The sequence below is a fragment of the Caballeronia sp. GAFFF2 genome (genome assembly GCF_023631485.1).
Taxonomy (GTDB): domain Bacteria; phylum Pseudomonadota; class Gammaproteobacteria; order Burkholderiales; family Burkholderiaceae; genus Caballeronia.
In genome coordinates this window covers 458,862-480,914 of record NZ_JALQDA010000027.1, presented here as the reverse complement: position 1 = coordinate 480,914, position 22,053 = coordinate 458,862, and the positions used below count along the sequence as shown (strand labels likewise).

Here is a 22,053-nt window from a genome sequence, read left to right as displayed (position 1 = left end):
ACGCCAACCCGATCATCCGACGAAGCGACACGCGATGCTGACAATCAAGAATCTCCACGCAGGCTACGGCAAGGTCAAGGTGCTGCACGGCATCAGCCTGGATGTCCCGAAGGCGAAAGTCGTCACGCTGATAGGCTCGAACGGCGCGGGCAAGACGACGACCATGCGCGCCATCTCCGGCATGATCCGGCCGACGGAAGGCGAGATCACCATGGGCATCGGCAGCGACGCGAAGCGCATCGACGCCATGGATTCACACAAGATCGCGCGCCTCGGCCTTGCTCATTCGCCGGAGGGAAGACGCGTTTTCGCGACCATGTCGGTCACGGACAATCTGCTGCTCGGCGCGTTTCCGCGCTTGACTTGGGCGCGTCCGAAAGGCGACGTGGCCGCCGATCTCGAACGCGCCATCGAACTGTTTCCGCGCCTGAAGGAGCGCCGCAATCAGCTGGCGGGCACGCTTTCGGGCGGGGAACAGCAAATGCTCGCGATGGCCCGCGCCATCATGCTGAACCCCGACCTCGTGTTGCTCGATGAACCTTCGATGGGCCTTGCGCCCATTCTCGTCGATGAAGTCTTCCGCATCATCGCGCGCCTGAAAGACGAGGGCGTGACCATGCTGCTCGTCGAACAGTTCGCCGCCGCCGCGCTCAACGTGGCGGACTACGGCTACGTGCTCGAGAACGGCCGCGTCGCCACGCACGGCCCCGCCGAGCAATTGAAGAACGATCCTTCGGTCAAGGCGGCCTATCTCGGCGCGAGCCATTAAAGAACCGCGGGCAGGCAAGTCGCACTATCATGGAGGCGTCGCGCGCACCGTTGCGCGCTCATCTTCGAAGGAGCGTCGCCATGATCAGCGGCAAGACCACCGTAATTGCCCATCTCGGCTTTCCGACCGAAGCGTTCAAGGCGCCGATGATCTACAACCCCTGGTTCGACAAACAGGGCATCGATGCCGTGGTCGTCCCCATGGGCGTGAAACCGGAAGATTACGTCGCTTTCGTGCCGCAGTTGTTCAAGCTGACCAACCTGCGCGGCGCGCTCGTCACCATGCCGCACAAGATCACGACCGTCGGCTTGATGGACGAAGTGAGCCCCACCGCGCGCATTGCGGGCGCATGCAACGCCATTCTCAAACGCGAAGACGGCACGCTGCTCGGCGACCAGTTCGATGGCGCCGGCTTCGTGCGCGGCGTCGAACGCAAGGGCCGCGCGTTGAAGGGCGCGCGCGTTCTGGTGCTGGGCAGCGGCGGCGTGGGCTCGCCGATTGCGGCTTCTCTCGCGGCGGCGGGCGTGGCGGAACTCGCCATCTTCGACACCAACACCGCTTCGGTCGAAGGGCTCGCCGGGCGTTTGCGCGATCACTATCCGGAACTCATCGTGCGTACGGACACGAGAGATCCCGCAGGCTTCGATGTCATCGTCAACGCAACGCCGCTCGGCATGAAAGAGAGCGATCCGTTGCCGTTCGATATCGATCGCATCGCGCCCACGACCTTTGTCGGCGAAGTGGTGATGAAGTCGGAGTACACGCCGCTCTTGCGCGCGGCCAAGGACAAAGGCTGTTCGGTGCAGGTCGGCACCGACATGCTGTTCGAGATGATCCCGGCGTACCTGGAATTCTTCGGCTATGGCACGGCGACCGCCGACGAATTGCGTACCGTCGCCCAGATCAAGTACGCTTAGACGCAGAAGACGAGCGCGCGCGCGCGAACACTGACGCGCGCCGGGAAAGACTCAAGCGAGGAGACGCCATGACCGCCAGCAGCGCACCGACACGCCATCCGTTTCCCTCGTCCACGCGGCTCGTCGAGCGCGGCAAGATCGTCACCGCGCGCGAGGCCGTGCGCCTGATCCATGCGGGCGACACTATCGCGACGAGCGGCTTTGTCGGTATAGGCTTCGCGGAGGAAGTGGCGATTGCGCTCGAAGCGCGCTTTCTCGAAGACCACACCGAAGGCAGCGAACCGGTTGCCGATCTCACGCTCGTGTATGCGGCAGGTCAGGGCGATGGCCGTGGCAAGGGCCTCAATCATCTCGCGCACGAAGGGCTCGTCAAGCGCGTGATCGGCGGTCACTGGGGACTCGTGCCGGGGTTGCAGAAGCTCGCCATCGATAACCGCATCGAAGCTTACAATCTGCCGCAGGGCGTGATTTCACAGCTCTTTCGCGACATTGCCGCGCATCGGCCGGGGCAACTCTCCACGGTCGGCCTCGGCACTTTCGTCGATCCGCGCAATGGCGGCGGCAAGCTCAACGCGCGCACCACAGAAGATATCGTGCGCGTCATGTCGATCGACGGCGCGGAGTATCTGTATTACAAGACCTTCCCGATCGATGTCGCCATCGTGCGCGGCACCACCGCCGATCTCAACGGCAACGTCACGATGGAAAAGGAAGCGCTCACGCTCGAAGCGCTCAGCATTGCGATGGCCGCGCGCAACTCTGGCGGTATCGTGATCGCACAGGTCGAGCGGCTCGCGGAGTCCAATACCCTCAACTCGCGGCAGGTGAAGATTCCCGGCGTCATGGTCGATTGCGTGGTGGTGGCGAGTTCCGACAATCACTGGCAGACCTTCGGCGAGCCCTATAGCGCGGCTTATTCGAGCGAACTGCGGGTTGCGGCAAGTTCGGTTGCACCCATGACGCTGACCGAGCGCAAGATCATCGCGCGGCGCGCCGCGTTCGAATTGATGGCCAATAGCGTGGTGAATCTCGGCATCGGCATGCCGGAGGGCATTGCAAGCGTGGCGAACGAAGAGCAGGTCATCGACCTCTTCACGATGACGACCGAACCCGGCGTCATCGGCGGCATTCCCGCGGGCGGACTCAATTTCGGCGCGGCGACCAATACGCAGGCAATCATCGATCAGCCGTATCAATTCGACTTCTACGATGGCGGCGGACTCGATATCGCCTTCCTCGGCCTTGCGCAGGCGGACCGCGACGGCAATCTGAACGTGAGCAAGTTCGGGCCGAAACTCGCGGGCGCGGGCGGCTTCATCAATATCAGCCAGGCGGCGAAGAAGGTCGTGTTCGTTGGCACGTTCAACGCAGGCAAGCTCGATGTCGGCTTGGAAGACGGCAAGCTCGTGATTCGCCGCGAAGGCGATTGCCGCAAGTTCGTCGATGCCGTGGAGCATCGCACGTTCAGCGGCCGGTATGCGTTCGAGCGCGGGCAGACGGTGCTGTATATCACCGAGCGCTGCGTGTTCGAATTGACGCAAGACGGGCTCGCGCTGATCGAAGTGGCGCCCGGTGTAGATATCGAGCGGGACATCGTCGCGCAGATGGGTTTTACGCCGGTGATCGACGCGCCGCCGCGCCTCATGGACGAACGCATTTTTCGCGATACGCCCATGGGATTGCGCGACACGCTGCTCGGTTTGAACCTCGCGGAGCGCTTCAGCTACGACGCGCGCAAGAACCTGTTCTTCATCAATTTCGAAGGGCACGAAGTGAAGAATCTTGGCGATGTCGAAGCTATTCGCCGCGAAGTTGCCAAGCAACTGGCGAACGCAAAGGTGCGCCCACATGCGATCGTCAACTACGACAATTTCTCGATTCGCCCCGATATGCTCGATGCCTATTCGGAGATGGTGACGAAACTCGTGGGCGACCACTACGACGGCGTCACGCGCTATACCACGAGCAGTTTCCTGCGCATGAAACTCGGCGATGCGCTCAAGCGTCGCGGCGTCGCGCCTTATATCTACGAAAGCGCCGAGGAGGCGCGCGATCACGAAAGCCGCCAGGCTTGAAGCGGTTATTAGCTTATATCGTCTCGCGATAAACACTTAAGGAACGCACGTTCGCCGTTCGATTGGAACGCCTTTGCTCGCGCACAGATAACCAAAGCTTGAAAACGTCGATGAGCGACCATCGGCCGCCGCGCGAGGAGAATCGCAAGCACACTATAATCATCGAGTGAATTGCGTATTCGTATCGAAAGCCGTTTCGTCACGGTCATCACGACGAGCGAGGCGCGCTTCGAATTACTTCAACACGGAGATCAAACATGTCCATCCGCATTGGCGACGAAGCCCCCGATTTCACCGCGGAAACCACCCAAGGCACGATTCATTTCCATGAATGGATTGGTGACAAGTGGGCCATTCTGTTCTCGCATCCGAAGGACTTCACGCCTGTCTGCACTACCGAGCTGGGCTACATGGCAAAGCTCAAGCCCGAGTTCGACAAGCGCAACACCAAGGTCATCGGCCTTTCCATCGACCCGGTAACGAACCATTCGCAATGGGCGAAGGACATCGAGGAAACGCAGGGCACGGCCGTCAACTATCCGATGATCGGCGACGCGGACCTGAATGTCGCGAAGCTTTACGACATGATTCATCCGAACGCGAGCGGCGGTGGCCCGCGCACCGCGGTCGATAACGCGACCATTCGCGCGGTGTTTCTAATCGGTCCGGACAAGAAGATCAAGGCAACCTTTACGTACCCGATGAGCGCGGGACGCAACTTCGACGAAGTGCTGCGCCTGCTCGACGCACTGCAACTCAACGCCAAGCACACGGTCGCCACGCCGGTGAACTGGAAACCGGGCGAAGACGTGATCATCCCGACTTCCGTGTCGGACGATGACGCCAAGAAAAAGTATCCGGAAGGCTTCAAGACGCTCAAGCCGTATCTGCGCACGGTCGCGCAGCCGAAATAAGCACACGAGCCGACACCGCGCTGGCCGCATGCATGTGGATGCGGCCGGCGCGTTTTCTTTTATGCGTGTCCCGTTCTCCGTTCGGGCGCGGTATCCACTTCACCGGGACGGCGCAACATCTTGTCCACTTCCCCGGCATGCAGTTCCTCGGTTTGAATCATCTGTCGCGCATATTCTTCGAGCGCGACCGACCGACCTTCCACGATCTTCAGCAGATCGCGATACAGATCCAGCGCGAGTTTTTCCGATTGCAGCGATTCGCGCAAAATGGTCGCGATATCGAACGTATGGTTGTCGAGCAACGGACCGATTTCAAGCGACGGATAGGCCCCGAGCGTGGTGATCCATTCGCCCGCCTGATGCGCATGCAGTAACGATTCGTCCGCCTGTTCGCGCAGCCACGAGACAATCGGTATCCGGCCGAAGCCGAAGACCAGGAAGGAGTAGTGGGTGTATCGCACGACGCCCGCCAGTTCGGATTCGAGAATCCGGTTGAGCACGCCGACGACTGCTTCCTTATCGAGTTCCGCCATGTTTGCCTCCGTGTTTCCAGTATGGAACGCTCAGCGTGAAAAGGGCATTCACCCATTGTAGTCACGCCGACGCCGTATGTAAGCCGCACGAATCGCGCGCAAGATACGGTCCACGGGAAGGCAACGGCTTTCGAACTTCCTCCAGTGCCTCAGACGGTCTCTTCCAGCCAGACCGACGCCGCACGCGAAAGCACCTGCGACATGGCGGAGCGCGCGCCTTCGCCATCGACGGTCTCGATGGCACGCACGACCTTGCCATAATCGCCGAGTTGCGCATCGGTGGAGACAGTCTGCGTGCGAACGGTTGTCTTCATCGCACGGATGCCGACGCGCACCACGCAACCCATCTGCTGCAGCAGTTCGTCGCCACTCGCTTCGATGATGGCGGCTTGCAACGCTTCTTCAGCGGAAGATTGGAGGCTTTCCGAAGGGCCTGCATGGACGAGCCGCTGAAAGGCCGCGTTGATGCCAATACGCTGATGCCGGTTCGCGCGTATGGCGGCGAGCGCGGCAGCGGGCGGATCGACGAGTGCGCGAAACTCGATCAGACGGCGCATGCATTCCTGATCGGGCATGGCGCGCAAACGCCAGTCGGCGACTTCTTCATCGAACACGAGCCATTCTTTCGCGGGCTTGATACGCGTGCCGGTCTTGGGCCGCACATCGAGCATGCGTCGCGAGATCAGAATGCTGAGCGCCTCGCGCATGATGGTCCGGCTTACCCCGTGCTTCTTCGAAAGAATCACTTGCGGAGGCAATACGTTGTCCTTGTATTCCCCGCTGACGATGCTCGCGACAAGCTGATTCACCACGCGCTTGACGAGCGATGTTTCATATCCATGATTCATGTTTTTGTTCTCGTGAAAACGCCCAAGCCTCTGCCGCGCCTCGCCCGTCGCCGAGCGGCTTGCCGCTTTGCTTTTTGTTTCTGCTCTCGGTACCACTCTTCGTTGGGTGATCACGGCTTCTTCGCCGCAACCTGGTCTCCCCGTTATCAGCCATCCCGTAGCGGTCGTCCTTTTATGAACAGCATCGTCGATCCGCTTGACGGAGCGTATCTCCCGCACATACGTTTTAACAATATGGTTCATCACGAAAACGACTGACTATAGTGCGTCCGCACACAGTGTTTTTCGCGCAAGCGTTTGCGAGGAACAGCGTGTCGGCAAGCTCGATGCGGTCTGCGAAGCATTCGAGTGGCTTGCCGCCATGTATCGACATGGAACGCCAACGCTTGCCGATGTGTTATTTTCCGAACCGATAGACGCTGCATTTGCTCGGCGTCACCGGTCAACGACAACGCAACAGAGCGAGGAAAGGACATGAAAGTAGCCGTCATGGGCGCAGGCGCGGTGGGCTGCTATTACGGCGGCATGCTCGCGCGCGCGGGTCATGAGGTCGTGCTGATCGCGCGGCCGCAGCACGTCGAGGCTATTACGCGCGATGGTCTGCGTCTCGAAACACAAACCTTCGATGAACGTGTGCAGCTTGCGGCAAGCACCGAAGCGAGCGCAGTGCGAGGAGCGAAGCTCGTGCTGTTCTGCGTGAAGTCCACCGATACCGAAAGCGCCGCCGCGTTACTCAAACCGCATCTCGAACGCGATGCGCTGGTTTTGTCGCTGCAAAACGGCGTCGAGAACGCCGAGCGCTTGCGTGAGTATGTGCCGCAAGAAGTGGCGGCGGCCGTGGTCTATGTCGCGTCCGAAATGGCAGGGCCGGGACATATGAAGCACCACGGGCGTGGTGAACTGGTGATCGAGCCATCGAGTACGAGCGAAGAAGTCGCGCACGCCTTCGTGGCCGCCGGCGTGCCCACCGACATCTCCGATAACGTGCGCGGCGCGCTGTGGGTCAAACTCGTCTTAAACTGCACCTACAATGCGCTTTCAGCGCTTTCGCAATTGCCTTATGGACGCATTGTGAAGGGCGAGGGCGTGACGCGCGTCATGCGCGATATCGTCGATGAATGCACGGCCGTCGCTCGTGCCGAAGGCGTGACTTTATCTGGCGATGTGGATGCGGCCGTGCGCCGTATCGCGGAGACCATGCCGAACCAGTTTTCGTCGACGGCTCAGGACGTGATGCGCGGCAAGCGCAGCGAAATCGACCATCTGAACGGGTTGATCGTGCGACGTGGCGATGCGCTCGGTGTAGCGACGCCAGCTAATCGCATGCTGCATGTTTTGGTGAAGCTCGTGGAGAGCAAGGCAGATTGAATGCCGAAGGGAGCCAGGCACGCCTGATGCTCAAATGTAGCAGGCGCAGAACTGTCAGCGCTACAAATCCCGGAGGTTCACCATGAAGTCGATCATCAAAGTCGTGGCCGTTGCTGCCGTTGTGGTGGCGCCGGTTCTTTCTTTCGCTCAGTCAGACACCAATTCGGCCGTGACGCGCTCGCAAGTCAAGCAAGACCTGCAACAGGTCGAAGCGGCGGGCTATAACCCCGCGGCAGGCGACCGCACGACGTATCCGGCCGATGTACAGGCCGCCGAAGGCCGCGCCGCGCGCCAGAATGGTGCAGCGTCGGCCAACGATAGCGCTTATGGCGGCTCGGATTACTACCGTGCATCCACCGGCTCGCGCGCCATGCCGCCCGTAAATAACGACGGCTCCAAGCCGACCTATTTCGGCCACTAAGCGATGCATGCGGTAGCGCTCTAACGGCGCTACCGCCGTCCGTTTCTGCGCGGTTCATACAACCGCGCTACCATGGCTTTCCCCTCGAAAACGGCAGGAAGAAGCCATGGAACGCACCGTCAAGATTCCCGGTCCCGATCATCCGATTACTGTCCAGCCCAGTCCTGCGCATGTCGTTGTGAAGGCGGGCGGCCGCGTAATCGCCGATACCAGCAAAGCGCTATCCTTGCGCGAAGCCTCGTATGGTGAAGTGCTTTATCTGCCACGCGATGACGCCGACATGTCGCAACTCACGCGCACTTCACACGAGACGTACTGTCCTTACAAAGGCGTTTGCAGCTACTACAGCATCACGAGCCTGGGCGAAAAAGGCGTCAACGCCGTTTGGACCTACGAGCAACCCTACGATGCCGTCGCCGGTATCAAGGACCATCTGGCGTTCTATCCCGACCGTGTCGATTCCATCGAAAAGCAGGGCGCTTAAGACTCAACTCAGCGACGACTTCGCCCGGGCGCGTAGCTCGGCGGTGAAGTCGTCGAGCCAGCCTAAGGCCAAGCGCCAGCTTTGCCAGTAAAGATCGATATCGAGTCGCGTCCCCGGCACTAGCTCGACCAGTTCGCCACTTTCGAGCCGCGACTCGACCAGCCGCTGCGGACACATGCCCCATGCAAGTCCGGACGTGCACGCGCGCAGGAAACCTTCGCCGTGCGGAACGAAATGCGCGGGCGGTGCAATATCGGCACGAGCAACGCGGCGAACAAAGCGCTTTTGCAATTCGTCCTTCTCGTTGAAATTCACACACGGCGCGCGACGCAATGCCTCGCGTGTCAGTCCTTCCGCGAAATAGCGCTCGAAATAACCGGGCGAACACACAGCCCGATAACGCATGCGACCAAGCTTGACCGACCGCCAGCCCGGTGCGGCATCGGCTTGCGTGGTGACGGCGCCTTGTACATCGCCCGCACGTATACGCTCTGCGGTGTGATCCTGATCGTCCACGACCACATCGAGCAACAGCGCACGTTCGATGCAGAAGTCAGCGGTGGCGTCGATGAACCATGTGCTCATGCTGTCGTCGTTCACCGCGATGCGCAGCCTGGCGCGGCTCCCGCTCGTCGTGCCGGGTAGTGTGGGCATGCGACCGCCCAGTTCGGCTTCGAGCAATTGCACGCGTTCGGTATGGCGGCACAATAGAGCGCCTGAGGAGGTTGCCTCGCACGGCTGTCCGCGTCGCACGAGCAGGCTGCCCACGCGTTCTTCCAGCAACTTCACGCGCTGCGAGACGGCCGAAGGCGTGACGCTCAATAACGCTGCCGCGCGCTCGAACGAACCGGTGCGAACGACCGCGAGCAAGGCATCGAGCGAGGCGTAGTCGAGCATTAGCGTTCCTTAATCGAACTTAGAAAGATTAGCTGGCTTCATGGGCTTTTACTGCGAGAGACTACGGCTTTCGTCGACCATGATCAAGCCCACGCCATGAATCCCACACCTTTCAAGCTGGAACGTTACTTCGCACAGCACGAATTCACCGCACGGCATTTGCTGTGCAGTTCCGATCCCGAATCGATGTCGGTGCGTGACCTGCTCGCGCTCGAACCGCAAGCAAGCGACGGCTTGTTCGATACCTGGCTCGGCTACACGGAATATCCGGGCGCACCGGACTTGCGAACCGAGCTGGCGGCCATGTATGAGTGCATGGATGCAAGCGGGATCATCGTGCATACGGGCGCTCAGGAAGCGATCTTTTCGTTCATGAACACGATGCTTGAGGCGGGCGATCATGTCATCGTGCACATGCCCGGCTATCAATCGCATTACTCGGTGGTTGAAGCGCTGGGCGTAAGCGTATCGCCGTGGCGAGCAAACGAAGCGGGCGGCTGGGCGCTCGATCCGGCCGATCTCGAAGCGCTGCTGAAGCCGCAAACGCGCGCCATCGTCCTTTGCTCGCCGAACAATCCGACCGGGTATCTGCCATCGCGCGAGGTGTTCGACGCTACCGTTTCGTTTGCGCGCAAGCACGGACTGTGGCTCTTCAGCGATGAGGTCTATCGCGGCCTCGAACATGACTGTGCCGACCGCCTTCCCGCCGCATGCGATGTCTACGAGCGTGCAATCACGCTCGGTGCGTTATCGAAGACGCATGGACTGGCGGGCTTGCGCATCGGCTGGATTGCAACGCAAAGCGCCCAAGTGCTGCAACGCATGAGCGCCTTCAAGGACTATCTGACGATTAGTAACAGCGCGCCGAGCGAGTATCTTGCAACCATCGCCGCGCGTCATTCGGACACGCTCATCGAGCGGAATATCTCTATCGTCCGTGAAAATCTACGGGTGCTTGATAAATTCATGGCACGCCACGCCATGAATTTCGAATGGCATCGGCCGCGTGCGGGCACGATCGGCTTCGTGCGGCTCAGTCAGGAGCGCGCCAGTAGTTTTTGCGCCGAGTTGCTGCAGGACACGGGCGTGCTGCTGCTTCCTTCGACCTTGCTCGATTACGGCGACGCACATTTTCGCATTGGCTTCGGCAGGCGGAATATGCCTGCCGTTCTCGATTACGTCGACGCCTGGCTCGAAACGCGCGCACCGTGCTAAGACGTTTATTTCGATGCGACCGCCACGAGCACCGCGTCGTTTCTATAAGCCTGCGGGAATAATTGCTTGAGATTTCCCACCTTAGGCAGATCGTTAATCGCTATATACGTGCTTTCCGGATGTTCGGTCAAGTAATTCTGGTGGTAAGCCTCGGCCGGATAAAAGCCTTTGTAATTCTCGACATGAGTCACGATCTTGCCGGAATAAACATGCGCCGCATCGAGTTGCGCGATATATGCGGTAGCGACATCGCGCTGAGTCGTATTTTGCGGAAAGACTGCCGAGCGATATTGCGTGCCGTGATCCGGTCCCTGATAATTCAACTCGGTCGGGTTATGCGCGACCGAAAAGAAAATCTGCAAGAGCCGGCCATAAGTCACTTCGGCAGGATCGTAGGTTATGCGCACCGACTCCGCATGGCCCGTATCGCCTTCGCTTACGCGCTCGTATTGAGCGGTATCGGCATTGCCGCCCGTATAGCCCGAGACGACTTCCTTAACGCCACGCACGTGCTGAAACACGCCTTGCACGCCCCAAAAGCAACCGCCGGCAAATACCGCCGTCTCCGTGTGGGTGGCGCCTACGCTCTCGTCATGCGCGGGTGCAGGAATGACCTTGGCGTCTTCACTCGAATGCGCGGTTTGCTGCAACGCGAAAGCACCTGCAGCCAGCGCAGCCACGCTAAGGGCCTTGCCTGTCTTGCTGAATTTATTCGCCATGATGGCTCCTCGATGAATCAACCGAAGGTGAAGGCATAAGCCTCGACACCCGAATCCAGAAATTCGATGCTAAAGGTGCGGTCCTTGACAGGGCCCGCTTGCCGCACGAGTTGATAAAGGCGCTCTTGCGTCACGGTACCACTTCCATCGGCTGCGACATCGCTACCATGCGAAGCACCGGGAGGCGCGCCGTCGATACTGACGCGAAAGCGTACGGGCTTGCCATCCGGCGAAGGCCCGAGCACGAGATGCAGATCGCGTGCATGGAAGCGATAAACGATTCGTCCCGACTTGCCCGCGAGCGTCGCGTGCTCGGAGCCGATCTTCCACGGGCCGGCAACACCCCAGTCGTTCACATCGAGCGCCTTGGGCGGGGCATAGTCATGCACACGATCCTGCGTCTGGCCGCCAGGCGACATGAACTGCTCGGCGCGCGCATAGCCAATATAAGTTTCGGGTGAGCGCACGTCCGCGTTATCGGCTTGCATCATCGCGCCTTGTGCCGCGATATCTTCGTTGGTGTCAAGCTGCTTCGCCACGGGCGCATTACCGTGACCCGCTTCCGCCAGCAACTGGCGGATCACCTCTTCCGAATGTGCATAGTCGCCCTCGCCGAAGTGGTGATAGCGGATCTTGCCCTCGGTATCCACGAAATAATGCGCCGGCCAATATTCATTGTTGAGCGCGCGCCAGATCGCAAAGTTATTGTCAATGGCTACCGGATAGTCCACACCCAGGTCATGCACGGCTTTCTTCACGTTGTCGACGTTTCGTTCGAATGCGAACTCAGGCGCATGCACACCGATCACCACGAGCCCTTGGTCACGATACTTTTTTGCCCACTCCTTCACATAAGGCAAGGTACGCAGGCAATTGATGCATGAATACGTCCACACGTCGACGAGCACGACCTTGCCGCGCAGCGCGTCCTTCGTGAGCGGCGGCGTGTTGAGCCATTGCACCGCGCCATCGAGCGAGGGCAGCGTGCCTTCCACGGGCAACGAAGCCGTCGGCGCAGTCGAAGGTGCCGCGCTCGCGCGCATCATGCGCGGTGCATCGGCGTCGGCATTGGTATTAGCGGCTTTCATGGCGTTATTGCGAGGCGAAAACCGGTCGACGAGCTTTTGTTCGATGCCCGCCGTCGCTACTGTCGATACCCTTGCAAGCACGCCCGTATCGAGGCCCAATGCGATAGCGGCGACGCCTGCAAGCATCGCGACGCCGATGCCGCGCCGTATCCATTCGCCCGCGCCGAGCGAGCGCTTCATCGCGGCGAATACGCGGCCACCGATGAGCAGCGCCACGGCAAGCGAAGTCGCGGCGCCCGCGGCATAAGCGAGCAGGAGCAGCGTGGTGCCTACGCTTGCGCCGTTCAATGCGGCACCCGTCAACACGAGTCCGAGAATGGGACCTGCGCACGGTGCCCACAGAAGACCCGTTGCGATGCCAAGCAGGAACGAGCCGCCGAAGCTCGCCTTGCCATCGCCGCGCTGGGCGAAAGCCGTCAGTCGGTTACCGGCGCTGACGAGCGGATGCATGATGCGATCGGCCAGGCGCGGCAACAGTAAAGCAAGTCCGAACACGGCGAGAAGTGCGATGGCGGCCCAGCGTCCATATTGATTTGCTTGCGTGGCCCAGCCGCCGCCAAGCGCGGCGAGCGTCGCCACCAACGCGAACGTGATGCCCATGCCGAGCAGCAACGGCAAGCCGCTTTTAGCAAACGGCTGATCCGCGCGAGAAAACACGAAGGGAAGGACAGGCAGGATGCACGGACTGAGTATCGTCAGCGCGCCGCCGAGATAGGCAAGAACGATGAGCAGCATGGTCGTGTCTTTTTAGAAAGTTAATAAGCGTTGAGGTGGCCAATCAAGCAGCGCCAGCGGTGAACTTCATCGCGACGCCGTTCATGCAATAGCGCAGACCGGTCGGCTTAGGTCCATCGTCGAACACGTGGCCCAGATGTCCACCGCAGCGGCGGCAATGCACTTCGGTGCGCAAGACGCCGAACGAGCCGTCCTGGCGCGTGGCAATAGCGTGATCGAGCGGCGCCCAGAAGCTCGGCCATCCGGTGTGACTTTCGAATTTGGTGCTTGAAGAGAACACCGCAAGGGCACAACCCGCGCACGAGAAAGTGCCGGCCCGATGCTCGCCATTCAACGGACTCGTGTAGGGCCGCTCGGTGCCTTCGCGACGCAGGACGTCGTATTGCATGGAATCGAGCATGCGACGCCATTCGTCGTCGCTATGCGAGATTTCGAACTTTTCTTGCGGCGAAGGCGCGGCCAGCGCACGCAGACGGCCCGTCAACGCAAACGCGGCTGCGGCAGCGGTGCCTGTCAGCAGAAAGCGGCGGCGGTTTAGCATGATGTCTTTTCCTTCGCTCGATCAGATGAGCCCCATCTTAGGCGTGCGCGGCTTACCGAGTCCTCACCGAAAGTTAAATTAAATGTGATACTTGGCCGCGCCGCTTTTCTGCACAATATCCGGGCTAGCGCTTTAATTCTTTTGCATTTCCTCATGGACCAGCCTAAACGCATTTTGATCGTGGAAGACGACATGCATATCGCCGATGTGCTGAGCCTGCATCTGCGCGACGAGCGCTATGAGGTCGTGCATTCCGCGGATGGCGCCGAGGGCTTGCGCTTGCTCGAACAAGGCGGGTGGGATGCGTTGATTCTCGATCTGATGCTGCCCGGCGTGGATGGCCTCGAAATTTGCCGGCGTGCGCGCGCCATGACGCGCTATACCCCGATCATCATTACTAGCGCGCGTTCCAGCGAGGTGCATCGCATTCTCGGTCTCGAACTCGGTGCGGACGATTATCTTGCCAAGCCTTTTTCGGTGCTTGAACTGGTGGCGCGAGTGAAGGCGCTTTTGCGTCGCGTGGATGCAGTCGCCAAGGATTCGCGCTTGGATACAGGCCGTCTCGAAGTCGCGGGTATCGCTATCGATCCGCTTGCGCGCGAAGCGTGGGTAGATGAGCTGCGCATAGAACTGACACCACGCGAATTCGATTTGCTTTATTACTTCGCCCAGCATCCCGGTAAAGTATTTTCCCGCATGGATCTGCTCAATGCGGTTTGGGGTTATGCGCATGAAGGCTATGAGCACACGGTCAATACGCATATCAACCGCTTGCGCGCCAAGGTCGAAAAAGATGCCACCGAGCCTGCCCGCATCGTGACCGTCTGGGGACGCGGATACAAACTCGCGACGGACAGCGCATCGTGAAGTTCATGAAGCTCACCCTGTCGCAACGGCTTTTCGCTGTGTTCTGCGTGCTGCTGCTTGCATGCTGCGGCGCATCGGCATGGTTGCAGATTCGCGCAAGCGATTTGCGCGAGAAGGAAGTCATTCAGAGCTTGTCGCGCGGGCTCGCAGCGCATATTGCCCACGATGGCGCGCTGATGGACGCAGGCGATATCGACGCGCCCGCCGTGCGCCGTCTCTTCAGCCAGTTGATGGTGGTGAACCCGAGCGTCGAAGTCTACCTGCTCGACAATGAAGGCCGCGTTCGTGCCGACGATGCGCCTCCCGGTCATCTGAAGCGCGATCGTGTCGATCTTGCGCCTGTGCATCGTCTGATCAATGGCGCGCCGCTCCCTGTTCTGGGCGACGATCCACGCAGCATCGACAAGCGCAAAGTCTTTAGCGCCGCGCCGCTTGCCACGCCCGGCAAGCCGCCTTTCGGTTATGTCTATGTGGTTTTGCTTGGCGAAGAGCACGACGAGCTTGCGGCGAAAGCCTCGGCGAGCGCGGTCTTGCGCACCACGCTTCTGTCCATGGGACTCGTGACCTTGCTCGGACTCGTTGCGGGCGTGATCGCTTTCGGGCTCATTACGCGTCCGTTGCGCCGCTTAACCGATGCCATGCGCAGGTTCGACGCAAGCGGGGCATCGGCCGAGCCATCGCCTGTACTGTCGCACGTGGCGGCACGCGAGAACGAGCGGGACGAAATCGTGGTGCTCGAAAGCGCCTTTGCCCAAATGGCCGCGCGCATTGGCGAGCAATGGCGCGAATTGCAGCGGCAGGATCGTGAAAGACGCGAACTCGTCGTCAATATTTCACATGACTTGCGCACGCCGCTTTCTTCCTTGCATGGCTACTTGGAAACGCTTTCGCTCAAGGCCGATGTACTTGCCGACACAGACCGCCGCCGTTATCTATCGATCGCACTTGCGCAGAGCGCGAAGGTCGGGCATCTCGCGCAATCGCTTTTTGAACTAGCGCGGCTTGAACACGGCATGGTGCATCCCGAAGCGGAGTCGTTCTCGCTCGCCGATCTGCTGCAAGATGTGTTCGAGAAATTCGAACTGCCCGCCGATGCGCGCAAAGTGCGACTTGATGCGCATATCGAGCCGCGCCTGCCTAATGTATCGGCTGATCTTGGCATGATCGAGCGAATCCTCACGAATTTGCTCGACAACGCGATTTATCACACGCCGGAAGGCGGTACGGTCACGGTTAGGCTTGCACATTCAAACGGCCACGTGGAAGTCACGGTAAGCGATACAGGTCCCGGCATTCCAGCCGACGTGCGCGGCGTGCTCTTTCAGCGCGCTTTCGCTTCGGGAGGCAGGCATCGCGGCGGATTTGGCTTGCTGATCGTGCAGCGCATGCTTCAGTTGCATGGCAGCCAGATTCGACTCATCGATTTGGATCAAGCGGGCGCGGCGTTTAGCTTCGAGCTTCCCGCAAGCAGTGCCAGGAGCGACGAGCATGCTCCCCAGTTGCCCGACCCATCGAATAAAAACGCTTAAAAAAGAGCCCGGCATCGCTGCCGGGCCAACTGGGACGGTCATCACCTACGCTCTTAAGCCTGAAGCAAAGCGCTTTGAGCGTTGCCCGGTTTGACCATCCGCGTGGACCTTGCTTGACTGAACGTGTTTCGTGATGGTTTTAGCCCGGAACCCTTAAACCATCCTTAAGATCGCCTGCGGCGGTTGACATTGGTGACGTTTTTAGTCAGGTGATTTTCTAAAGCAGACCCCCGGCCTTCGTCTTATTCCCCGCATAATCATGAACGTTGGCGCACGCGTCTAAGATGCAGCAAGCAAAACATTCCGGATGACATTTTCGTGTAAGCCATTGGTACTTTCCTCGGCAAAAGTTTTCTTGGTATTCGACAATATGTTTGCTAGCATGTACTGCATCTGCATGTTTAAACTAGCGCTCCGAGTCTCAAAGCGGTCACCCGTTACCTTATTAAGTCTTTTTTGCGCCTGATTTTATTTAGGCGCATTGGCAATCGACAACGTTGTGCTTTCCATCTAGATCTTTGGCAACGGGCACGCACACTATGGGATATTGCGTGTCAAGCTTATTTCCGTAAGCCAGTGCAAATGCCTGCATGGTATTTTTTCGCCGTTCTAATCGCGAAAAAATGCGGCCCGAAGTGAATGCCGCGCGTTTTCTTGGCTTAAAGAATGATTTTCAGGCAAAGGTTCGCCATTCTCGATAGCTCGAATAATGGCGGCGAAATCTTGCGCTTGCGATCCGCGCAACAGACAGGGAGGGCATGTGGAAACCGAACTGAGTCTACGGCTTGCGAGAGCTTTGCGGCGCTGCGCGTCGCATGGCTGTGTATTTCCCTATCAACGCTTTCACGCGTTATGCGGTAAAGGCTTACCGCTTGCAGAACGCTACGCCGCGCTTGAAACGGCCATAAGCGCCCTGGCCGATCTAAGGGATATGGACTACGGCGTGCTTATGGCGCTTGATTGCGGCCTGCCCGGCGCTGAGTTTTTCCAGCGTTATCTCAGGCATCGATACAACGAGTACGTCACCTTGATGGGCGACCCGAAGTATCAGCGACAAACTCTCGCGCGCAAACGGGCGCTGGTTGCGCGTGAGCGCGAGCGCGTTTTCGAACATGCGCGAGCAATCGAGGAAAAAGGCGAGAAGCAGGCTATCGCAGCCTGAAACAAGCGGCTCGATTCACTCAGGCTTCGACGGTTTCGTCGAGGCCTGCTTTCATCAGCACCCAGTCGCGAAAGCATTTCACCTTTTCGACATTGCGCTCCGTTACGCGATAGGAAAGGAAGTGCGTTTCTCTCGCAAGCGGCGCGAAGATGCCTGCCCCGAGTTCAATCAAATCGCCACGCGCAAGCTCGCGTTCGGCGAGCCGTGTCGTTTCCAGCGCGACACCCATGCCATCCGCCGCCGCCGATATTGCGAGTGCGGCACGGTCGAACGATGGTCTTGGCCCGCGCGGCATTTCCAGTTCGTTCAATGCAAACCATCCCGGCCAGGTCACGCGGCTGAGTTGCGAGTCGATGAGCGTCAGCTTGCGGATCTGCTCGGCAACGGGCACGTCGTCGCGCACGAGCGCAGGCGAACAAAGCGGCACGATGCGCTCCGCTCCGAGCGCGCGCGTGATCACACCGGGACGCTCATGCGCGAAGCCATAAGAGATCGCGACATCGACTTCACGCACGCGCGCGAGATCGGCCGGCTCCGCATCCGATGACAGGCGAATGGTCACCATCGGATGCTCGCTCATGAACTCGGGCAGACGGGGCGCGAGCCACTTCGCCGCGAAGCTCGGTGCGCAGTGCACGGCTAGCACTTGCGCCTGGGGTTCGAGCGCGACCTCACCACACGCGGCTTCGATCACATCGAACACGCGTCCAAGGCTCTCATGAAGCCGGCGTCCTTCGGAGGTCGTCTCGACCCGCCGGTTGCGTCGATGAAAAAGCGGCCTGCCGAAGTACTGCTCCAGCTCCTTCACCTGATGGCTGATGGCCGATTGCGTGAGGTGCAGTTCGCTTGCGGCAAGCGTGAAGCTCTCCAGCCGCGCGGCCGCCTCGAATGCGCGCAAGAGAACGAAGTTGGGGATGCGCCTCATGGCAATTCCTTATGCATGAATGCGTGTCATGGTTCTATGAACAGGCATCGTTTGTCTTTCGTTGTGCGCGCCACGAACATGGAAGCCGTCGAGACATATCCATAACGGTCGTCCAAGGCCACGACACCGGCAAGAGGCACGCGATGCATGCGACGCCGCACCTGCCCCACAACGGAGACACAACAATGAGTTCCCATAGTCCGGTTGCGTACCTGGCGGGCGACGAATCGTCCACCTATGCAAAGGTGACATGGCGCCTGCTGCCATTTCTTTTCGTGTGTTATCTCTGCGCTTATCTCGATCGCATCAACGTGAGCTTTGCCAAGCTGCAGATGCTCAATGATCTGCATTTCAGCGAAGCGGTCTATGGAGCCGGGGCGGGCGTATTCTTTATCGGCTATCTTCTGTTCGAAGTACCAAGTAATCTGATCCTCTTGCGCGTAGGCGCTCGACGCTGGATTGCGCGGATCATGGTGACGTGGGGTGTCATCTCCGCCGGCATGATGTTCGTGACCAGCCCGACGAGCTTCTACATCATGCGCTTTTTGCTCGGTGTGGCCGAAGCTGGCTTCATTCCAGCCATCCTGCTCTACCTCACGTACTGGTTTCCGGCCTCGCGGCGCAGCAAGGTGACCGCGCTCTTCATGACTGGCATTCCGATGTCGGGCGTCGTTGGCGGACCGCTGTCGGGCTGGATCATGAGTCATATGGGCGGCATGCACGGCATTGCGGGATGGCAATGGCTCTTTCTGCTCGAAGGCATTCCGACCGCGCTCTTCGGTATCGTCGCGTTCTTTTATCTCGACGATAAAGTCGCCGATGCAAAGTGGCTCAGTGACTCGCAAAAGGCCATGCTCGAAGCGAATCTTCGCGATGAGAAGCCCGCACATGCACTGCATTCCGTGAAGGATGGCCTCTTGCATCCCAAGGTGCTGCTGCTGAGCGTGACTTACTTTTTCTTCACGATGGGCCTCTACGGCGTGAGCTTCTGGCTGCCGACGCTCGTCAAGGCAAGCGGCGTTTCCGATCCGCTCAACATCGGTCTCCTGACGGCAATTCCATATGCGGCCGGCGCCATCGCCATGCTGGCAGTCGGTCATAGCTCGGACAAGCTCGGCGAGCGTCGCTGGCATCTGGCGGGCGCGGGCATTGTCGGCGCAATCGGTCTGTATTTCAGCGTGGTGTATGCGCACTCGACCTTCTTCGGCATGATCGCGCTCACGATTGCGACCATGGGCGTGGTCACGACCATCTCGCAGTTCTGGGTCTTGCCGCCCGCGATTCTCAGCGGCGGTGCGGCAGCCGCAGGGCTCGCGCTTGCCAATTCGGTGGGCAGCATCTCGGGTGTCGTGAGCCCGTGGCTGATTGGCATCATCCAAACGCATTCGGGTTCGACCGGTAATGGTGTGCTTGGTCTTGCGGTAAGTTGCGTGATAGGCGCCCTCATGGTCTTTACGATACCGGCTGCGTTGGTGAATAGCCGCCGTCGCACGGACCGATGAAAGCAGTTCAACACGAAAAGCCCTGCAAATGCAGGGCTTTCTCGCGCGATGCCGATTCATGTTCACGTTGCTTCCGCCTGCCTCTGTTCATTCAGTACAAGACCCAGACGCTCGACCAGATTCTTGCGCGCGTTCGCGGTATGGAGATCCGTGAGTTCGGATGCGCGTTGCGCGTCGCCTTCCGCGATTGCCGCTGCAATGGCGGCGTGCTCATCCCAGATCGACTTGCGCTGTCCCGATGCCTGCAAGACCGCGCCCATCACGCGACGCAGATGTACCCAATGCATCTGCGCGGTATCGGCGATCAGCGGATTGCCCGAGGCTTCGTAGATGGCGCCATGAAACGCCATGTCCGCATCGATCATCGCCTTGACATCGTCGCTTTTCGACGCGCGCCGGCCGTTCGCGATCAGCGACTTGTCGAGCTTCGCTCCACGTTCCGCCGCGAGGCGTGCGGCAAGCGAATCCAGTGCACCGCGAATCTCGTAGAGATGGCTGATCCACGCGGGATCGAGCGGGGTGACGAGCAGACCGCGACCGGGCGCGTCCTGCACGAGCCCATCTTTTTTTAGGAGCCGCAGCGCCTGCAGCACGGGTGAACGCGATACGGCGAGTTGCTCGGCGATCTCTTCCTGCGTGATGCGCGTACCAGGCGCGAGCGAGCCGGAACTGATGGCATCGAGCAAGACCTTGTAGACCTCGTCCACGTAGTCCGTGCGGGCCTGAAGCTTGAGAAGTTTGGCGGGCATGATGTCGAGCTCAATCTCTGGATACAGAATACGACAAGGTTACAGCCCGCCAGTGCGGCGGTCAACGAACGAAGCCACGCATGCTAGTCCACATTCGCGTTTACCCATAGAGACAACGCAGCGGTCCGTCGCTAATCTTTGTATACAGAGTACGGAGTTCGGTAATCGGAGTTCGGACTTCAACCATCAAAAGCAGCGGACCATATCCATCCCCACATCAGGACGAGACTCTCCATGACGATCAAATCAGACAAGCTGGAAGGGCAGAAGAGCAGTGGCGGCGCCACGCCCGCCGTCAAGAAGCTGATTCCCTTCGGCGGGTACTACACGAGCAAGGTGCCGGGCCACGATCCGGAGTTGACCGAGACCGGTCCCGGCACGCCGATGGGCGAGTACATGCGCGCGTTTTGGCATCCCATCTGCATGTCGATCGAACTGACCGATACTCCGCGTTACCTGAAAATACTCAACGAAGAACTCGTGGCGTTCCGTGACGGCAGCGGAAGGATTGGTGTGCTGCACGCGCATTGCGTGCATCGCGGCGCATCGCTCGAGTACGGTGCCATTCAAGAACACGGCATCATGTGCTGCTATCACGGCATGGTGTTCGATGTGGATGGCGCGTGTCTTCACGTACCGTTCCCTAAGGGCGAAGAAAAAGAGGCCGAGAAGTATGCCTGTTCGATTCGTCAAGGCGCTTATAAAGCCGTCGAACGTAACGGCCTGGTGTTCGCTTATATGGGGCCGCCCGAGAACGAGCCGCCGTTCCCTGAATGGGAAGGCGACTACACCGTGCTGCCCGGCGATGAACTCGTCCCCTACAGCAACTTCCAGCATTGCAACTGGCTGCAAGTACAGGACAACGCCGCCGACAACTATCACCCGACCGCGCTGCATGCGGCCAAGAACGTCGTCAATGGCAACTTCCAGGGCACGACGTTCGATGAAGTCGGCGCGGCCTCGATGGAAGTCGCTCCCGATATGCATTTTCAACCGGTGCAGCAAGGCCGAAGCCTCGCTTGTGCGGGCGCGCGCCGCGTGAACAAGGATCGTCTCTTCGTGCGGGTGCAGCATCAGGTGCTGCCAAACTTGAGTCTGCATGCATATACGTCGGAGGACGGTTCGAAGAAGAAGCTCTTTAGCCGCTTTCATATCGTGCGCTGGACCGTGCCTGTCGACGATCAAAACAGCAAGATGATCGGCTGGCGCGTGATGGGTCCGGGCATCGACACACGCGGTGTGGGCAAGAAGGAAATGGTCGGCTACGAGTCGATCGACTTTCTCGAAGGGCAAGTCGCCATGCGTCGTCCAGAGCGCTTTGGCAAGTACAAGATCGAAGATATCGTACCGATTCCGCCGAACCATCGCGAGCGCGAGACTTATAAGGAAGCGCAATACGCACCGGGCGATTACGAAGCGATCATTTCGCAGCGGCCCATTGCCGTGCACGCGCTCGAGAATCCGACGAAGTTCGATGCGGGCCTCTTCCTCTTCCGCAAGATGTTGCGCGATGCGGTGCGCGGTTCGAACCCGGCGGCATCCGCGCAGAATTTCGCCGATTGGTTTCGCGAGAACGCCGGCTCGCCCAACAGCTTCTGCTCGGGCAACGTGTTCGAAATTCCCGAGGGCAAGACCGTTGAAGAAGAAGTCACGCGTCGTCGCGCCGTCACCAAGAAGATCGTCGCCATTCTCGCGCAGAGCGAGACGATGAAGGGTGATGAGCGCGTCAACTTCGTGCGGCAAAGCTTCGAGGAACTCGAACAATCGATGAAGCAATAGCGGCATATGGCGAAGG

The 22,053-nt window shown here is 59.6% G+C and carries 21 protein-coding genes; 13 read left to right on the top strand and 8 right to left on the bottom strand.

The genetic code is table 11. The features are described 5' to 3' along the window. Positions 1 to 34 precede the first annotated feature (34 nt). The 4 genes from NCT04_RS18575 to NCT04_RS18560 all read left to right on the top strand — a co-directional run bounded on the left by NCT04_RS18575 (position 35) and on the right by NCT04_RS18560 (position 4,675). Positions 35 to 769, top strand: coding sequence for an ABC transporter ATP-binding protein (locus NCT04_RS18575; RefSeq protein WP_250467084.1), 735 nt, complete (start codon positions 35 to 37; stop codon positions 767 to 769). Positions 770 to 849: 80 nt separating this feature from the next. Next, on the top strand, positions 850 to 1,686 hold the full coding sequence (locus NCT04_RS18570; RefSeq protein WP_250467082.1) for a shikimate dehydrogenase family protein: 837 nt from the start codon (positions 850 to 852) through the stop codon (positions 1,684 to 1,686). Positions 1,687 to 1,754: 68 nt separating this feature from the next. Then, on the top strand, positions 1,755 to 3,761 hold the full coding sequence (locus tag NCT04_RS18565) for an acyl CoA:acetate/3-ketoacid CoA transferase (protein WP_250467080.1): 2,007 nt from the start codon (positions 1,755 to 1,757) through the stop codon (positions 3,759 to 3,761). Positions 3,762 to 4,018: 257 nt separating this feature from the next. Further along, positions 4,019 to 4,675 carry a peroxiredoxin gene (locus NCT04_RS18560; protein ID WP_244829646.1) on the top strand — a complete coding sequence of 219 codons (657 nt, stop codon included), beginning with the start codon at positions 4,019 to 4,021 and terminating at the stop codon, positions 4,673 to 4,675. A 59-nt stretch (positions 4,676 to 4,734) separates the two neighbouring features. Here the strand turns inward: NCT04_RS18560 and NCT04_RS18555 are convergent, their stop codons facing one another. Together NCT04_RS18555 and NCT04_RS18550 are read right to left on the bottom strand one after the other, a co-directional pair. Then, positions 4,735 to 5,208 (bottom strand): ferritin-like domain-containing protein, encoded by a 474-nt coding sequence (locus tag NCT04_RS18555; protein ID WP_244829647.1) that lies wholly within the window; start codon positions 5,206 to 5,208, stop codon positions 4,735 to 4,737. A 149-nt stretch (positions 5,209 to 5,357) separates the two neighbouring features. Next, positions 5,358 to 6,056, bottom strand: coding sequence for a FadR/GntR family transcriptional regulator (locus NCT04_RS18550; protein WP_250467079.1), 699 nt, complete (start codon positions 6,054 to 6,056; stop codon positions 5,358 to 5,360). A gap of 474 nt (positions 6,057 to 6,530) precedes the next feature. Here NCT04_RS18550 and NCT04_RS18545 point away from each other — a divergent pair, with 474 nt between their 5' ends. From NCT04_RS18545 to NCT04_RS18535, 3 genes are all read left to right on the top strand, one after another. Further along, positions 6,531 to 7,424, top strand: coding sequence for a ketopantoate reductase family protein (locus NCT04_RS18545; RefSeq protein ID WP_250467077.1), 894 nt, complete (start codon positions 6,531 to 6,533; stop codon positions 7,422 to 7,424). Between the two features lie 82 nt (positions 7,425 to 7,506). Next, positions 7,507 to 7,845 (top strand): DUF4148 domain-containing protein, encoded by a 339-nt coding sequence (locus tag NCT04_RS18540; protein ID WP_244829652.1) that lies wholly within the window; start codon positions 7,507 to 7,509, stop codon positions 7,843 to 7,845. 106 nt (positions 7,846 to 7,951) lie between these two features. Beyond that, a complete protein-coding gene (locus NCT04_RS18535; RefSeq protein ID WP_250467075.1) occupies positions 7,952 to 8,329 on the top strand; it encodes a DUF427 domain-containing protein in 378 nt (125 codons plus the stop codon). 3 nt (positions 8,330 to 8,332) lie between these two features. On the opposite strand, the gene NCT04_RS18530 is transcribed toward NCT04_RS18535, so the two are convergent. After that, on the bottom strand, positions 8,333 to 9,226 hold the full coding sequence (locus NCT04_RS18530; RefSeq protein ID WP_250467073.1) for a LysR family transcriptional regulator ArgP: 894 nt from the start codon (positions 9,224 to 9,226) through the stop codon (positions 8,333 to 8,335). Positions 9,227 to 9,322: 96 nt separating this feature from the next. Between NCT04_RS18530 and NCT04_RS18525 the strand changes: the two genes are divergently transcribed. After that, on the top strand, positions 9,323 to 10,441 hold the full coding sequence (locus tag NCT04_RS18525) for an aminotransferase class I/II-fold pyridoxal phosphate-dependent enzyme (protein WP_250467071.1): 1,119 nt from the start codon (positions 9,323 to 9,325) through the stop codon (positions 10,439 to 10,441). 5 nt (positions 10,442 to 10,446) lie between these two features. Here the strand turns inward: NCT04_RS18525 and msrA are convergent, their stop codons facing one another. Genes msrA through msrB form a run of 3 tightly spaced genes read right to left on the bottom strand, consistent with a single transcriptional unit; the run spans position 10,447 to position 13,524 of the window. Next, the gene (gene msrA, locus NCT04_RS18520) at positions 10,447 to 11,160 is read right to left on the bottom strand and encodes a peptide-methionine (S)-S-oxide reductase MsrA (protein ID WP_250467070.1); all 714 of its coding nucleotides are present in this window, start codon (positions 11,158 to 11,160) and stop codon (positions 10,447 to 10,449) included. A 17-nt stretch (positions 11,161 to 11,177) separates the two neighbouring features. Then, the gene (locus tag NCT04_RS18515; RefSeq protein ID WP_250467068.1) at positions 11,178 to 12,983 is read right to left on the bottom strand and encodes a cytochrome c biogenesis protein DipZ; all 1,806 of its coding nucleotides are present in this window, start codon (positions 12,981 to 12,983) and stop codon (positions 11,178 to 11,180) included. Between the two features lie 43 nt (positions 12,984 to 13,026). After that, entirely contained in the window at positions 13,027 to 13,524 is a 498-nt protein-coding gene (gene msrB, locus NCT04_RS18510) for a peptide-methionine (R)-S-oxide reductase MsrB (protein ID WP_250467066.1), read from the bottom strand. A gap of 153 nt (positions 13,525 to 13,677) precedes the next feature. Here msrB and NCT04_RS18505 point away from each other — a divergent pair, with 153 nt between their 5' ends. The 3 genes from NCT04_RS18505 to NCT04_RS18495 all read left to right on the top strand — a co-directional run bounded on the left by NCT04_RS18505 (position 13,678) and on the right by NCT04_RS18495 (position 17,082). After that, the gene (locus NCT04_RS18505) at positions 13,678 to 14,391 is read left to right on the top strand and encodes a response regulator transcription factor (RefSeq protein WP_250467064.1); all 714 of its coding nucleotides are present in this window, start codon (positions 13,678 to 13,680) and stop codon (positions 14,389 to 14,391) included. Positions 14,392 to 14,396: 5 nt separating this feature from the next. Beyond that, on the top strand, positions 14,397 to 15,920 hold the full coding sequence (locus NCT04_RS18500) for a sensor histidine kinase (RefSeq protein WP_250467062.1): 1,524 nt from the start codon (positions 14,397 to 14,399) through the stop codon (positions 15,918 to 15,920). Between the two features lie 760 nt (positions 15,921 to 16,680). Next, positions 16,681 to 17,082 (top strand): hypothetical protein, encoded by a 402-nt coding sequence (locus NCT04_RS18495; protein WP_250467060.1) that lies wholly within the window; start codon positions 16,681 to 16,683, stop codon positions 17,080 to 17,082. Positions 17,083 to 17,101: 19 nt separating this feature from the next. On the opposite strand, the gene NCT04_RS18490 is transcribed toward NCT04_RS18495, so the two are convergent. Continuing rightward, positions 17,102 to 18,007, bottom strand: a complete 906-nt coding sequence (locus NCT04_RS18490; protein WP_250467058.1) for a LysR substrate-binding domain-containing protein — start codon at positions 18,005 to 18,007, stop codon at positions 17,102 to 17,104. Positions 18,008 to 18,192: 185 nt separating this feature from the next. Here NCT04_RS18490 and NCT04_RS18485 point away from each other — a divergent pair, with 185 nt between their 5' ends. Then, positions 18,193 to 19,509: an MFS transporter gene (locus NCT04_RS18485; protein ID WP_250467056.1), complete on the top strand. Its 1,317-nt coding sequence runs from the start codon at positions 18,193 to 18,195 to the stop codon at positions 19,507 to 19,509. Between the two features lie 62 nt (positions 19,510 to 19,571). Here NCT04_RS18485 and NCT04_RS18480 read toward each other — a convergent pair whose 3' ends face one another. Beyond that, positions 19,572 to 20,258: a GntR family transcriptional regulator gene (locus NCT04_RS18480; protein WP_244829665.1), complete on the bottom strand. Its 687-nt coding sequence runs from the start codon at positions 20,256 to 20,258 to the stop codon at positions 19,572 to 19,574. A gap of 234 nt (positions 20,259 to 20,492) precedes the next feature. On the opposite strand from NCT04_RS18480, the gene NCT04_RS18475 reads away from it, so the two are divergent. After that, on the top strand, positions 20,493 to 22,037 hold the full coding sequence (locus NCT04_RS18475; protein WP_250467054.1) for a Rieske 2Fe-2S domain-containing protein: 1,545 nt from the start codon (positions 20,493 to 20,495) through the stop codon (positions 22,035 to 22,037). The last annotated feature ends 16 nt before the right edge of the window (positions 22,038 to 22,053 follow it).

What these genes read in the sequence shown, in the direction of transcription:
- NCT04_RS18575 (WP_250467084.1), top strand. Translation starts at nt 35, where the DNA reads ATGCTGACAATCAAGAATCTCCACGCAGGCTACGGCAAGGTCAAGGTG.
- NCT04_RS18570 (WP_250467082.1), top strand. Translation starts at nt 850, where the DNA reads ATGATCAGCGGCAAGACCACCGTAATTGCCCATCTCGGCTTTCCGACC.
- NCT04_RS18565 (WP_250467080.1), top strand. Translation starts at nt 1,755, where the DNA reads ATGACCGCCAGCAGCGCACCGACACGCCATCCGTTTCCCTCGTCCACG.
- NCT04_RS18560 (WP_244829646.1), top strand. Translation starts at nt 4,019, where the DNA reads ATGTCCATCCGCATTGGCGACGAAGCCCCCGATTTCACCGCGGAAACC.
- NCT04_RS18555 (WP_244829647.1), bottom strand. Translation starts at nt 5,208, where the DNA reads ATGGCGGAACTCGATAAGGAAGCAGTCGTCGGCGTGCTCAACCGGATT.
- NCT04_RS18550 (WP_250467079.1), bottom strand. Translation starts at nt 6,056, where the DNA reads ATGAATCATGGATATGAAACATCGCTCGTCAAGCGCGTGGTGAATCAG.
- NCT04_RS18545 (WP_250467077.1), top strand. Translation starts at nt 6,531, where the DNA reads ATGAAAGTAGCCGTCATGGGCGCAGGCGCGGTGGGCTGCTATTACGGC.
- NCT04_RS18540 (WP_244829652.1), top strand. Translation starts at nt 7,507, where the DNA reads ATGAAGTCGATCATCAAAGTCGTGGCCGTTGCTGCCGTTGTGGTGGCG.
- NCT04_RS18535 (WP_250467075.1), top strand. Translation starts at nt 7,952, where the DNA reads ATGGAACGCACCGTCAAGATTCCCGGTCCCGATCATCCGATTACTGTC.
- NCT04_RS18530 (WP_250467073.1), bottom strand. Translation starts at nt 9,226, where the DNA reads ATGCTCGACTACGCCTCGCTCGATGCCTTGCTCGCGGTCGTTCGCACC.
- NCT04_RS18525 (WP_250467071.1), top strand. Translation starts at nt 9,323, where the DNA reads ATGAATCCCACACCTTTCAAGCTGGAACGTTACTTCGCACAGCACGAA.
- msrA (WP_250467070.1), bottom strand. Translation starts at nt 11,160, where the DNA reads ATGGCGAATAAATTCAGCAAGACAGGCAAGGCCCTTAGCGTGGCTGCG.
- NCT04_RS18515 (WP_250467068.1), bottom strand. Translation starts at nt 12,983, where the DNA reads ATGCTGCTCATCGTTCTTGCCTATCTCGGCGGCGCGCTGACGATACTC.
- msrB (WP_250467066.1), bottom strand. Translation starts at nt 13,524, where the DNA reads ATGCTAAACCGCCGCCGCTTTCTGCTGACAGGCACCGCTGCCGCAGCC.
- NCT04_RS18505 (WP_250467064.1), top strand. Translation starts at nt 13,678, where the DNA reads ATGGACCAGCCTAAACGCATTTTGATCGTGGAAGACGACATGCATATC.
- NCT04_RS18500 (WP_250467062.1), top strand. Translation starts at nt 14,397, where the DNA reads ATGAAGCTCACCCTGTCGCAACGGCTTTTCGCTGTGTTCTGCGTGCTG.
- NCT04_RS18490 (WP_250467058.1), bottom strand. Translation starts at nt 18,007, where the DNA reads ATGAGGCGCATCCCCAACTTCGTTCTCTTGCGCGCATTCGAGGCGGCC.
- NCT04_RS18485 (WP_250467056.1), top strand. Translation starts at nt 18,193, where the DNA reads ATGAGTTCCCATAGTCCGGTTGCGTACCTGGCGGGCGACGAATCGTCC.
- NCT04_RS18480 (WP_244829665.1), bottom strand. Translation starts at nt 20,258, where the DNA reads ATGCCCGCCAAACTTCTCAAGCTTCAGGCCCGCACGGACTACGTGGAC.
- NCT04_RS18475 (WP_250467054.1), top strand. Translation starts at nt 20,493, where the DNA reads ATGACGATCAAATCAGACAAGCTGGAAGGGCAGAAGAGCAGTGGCGGC.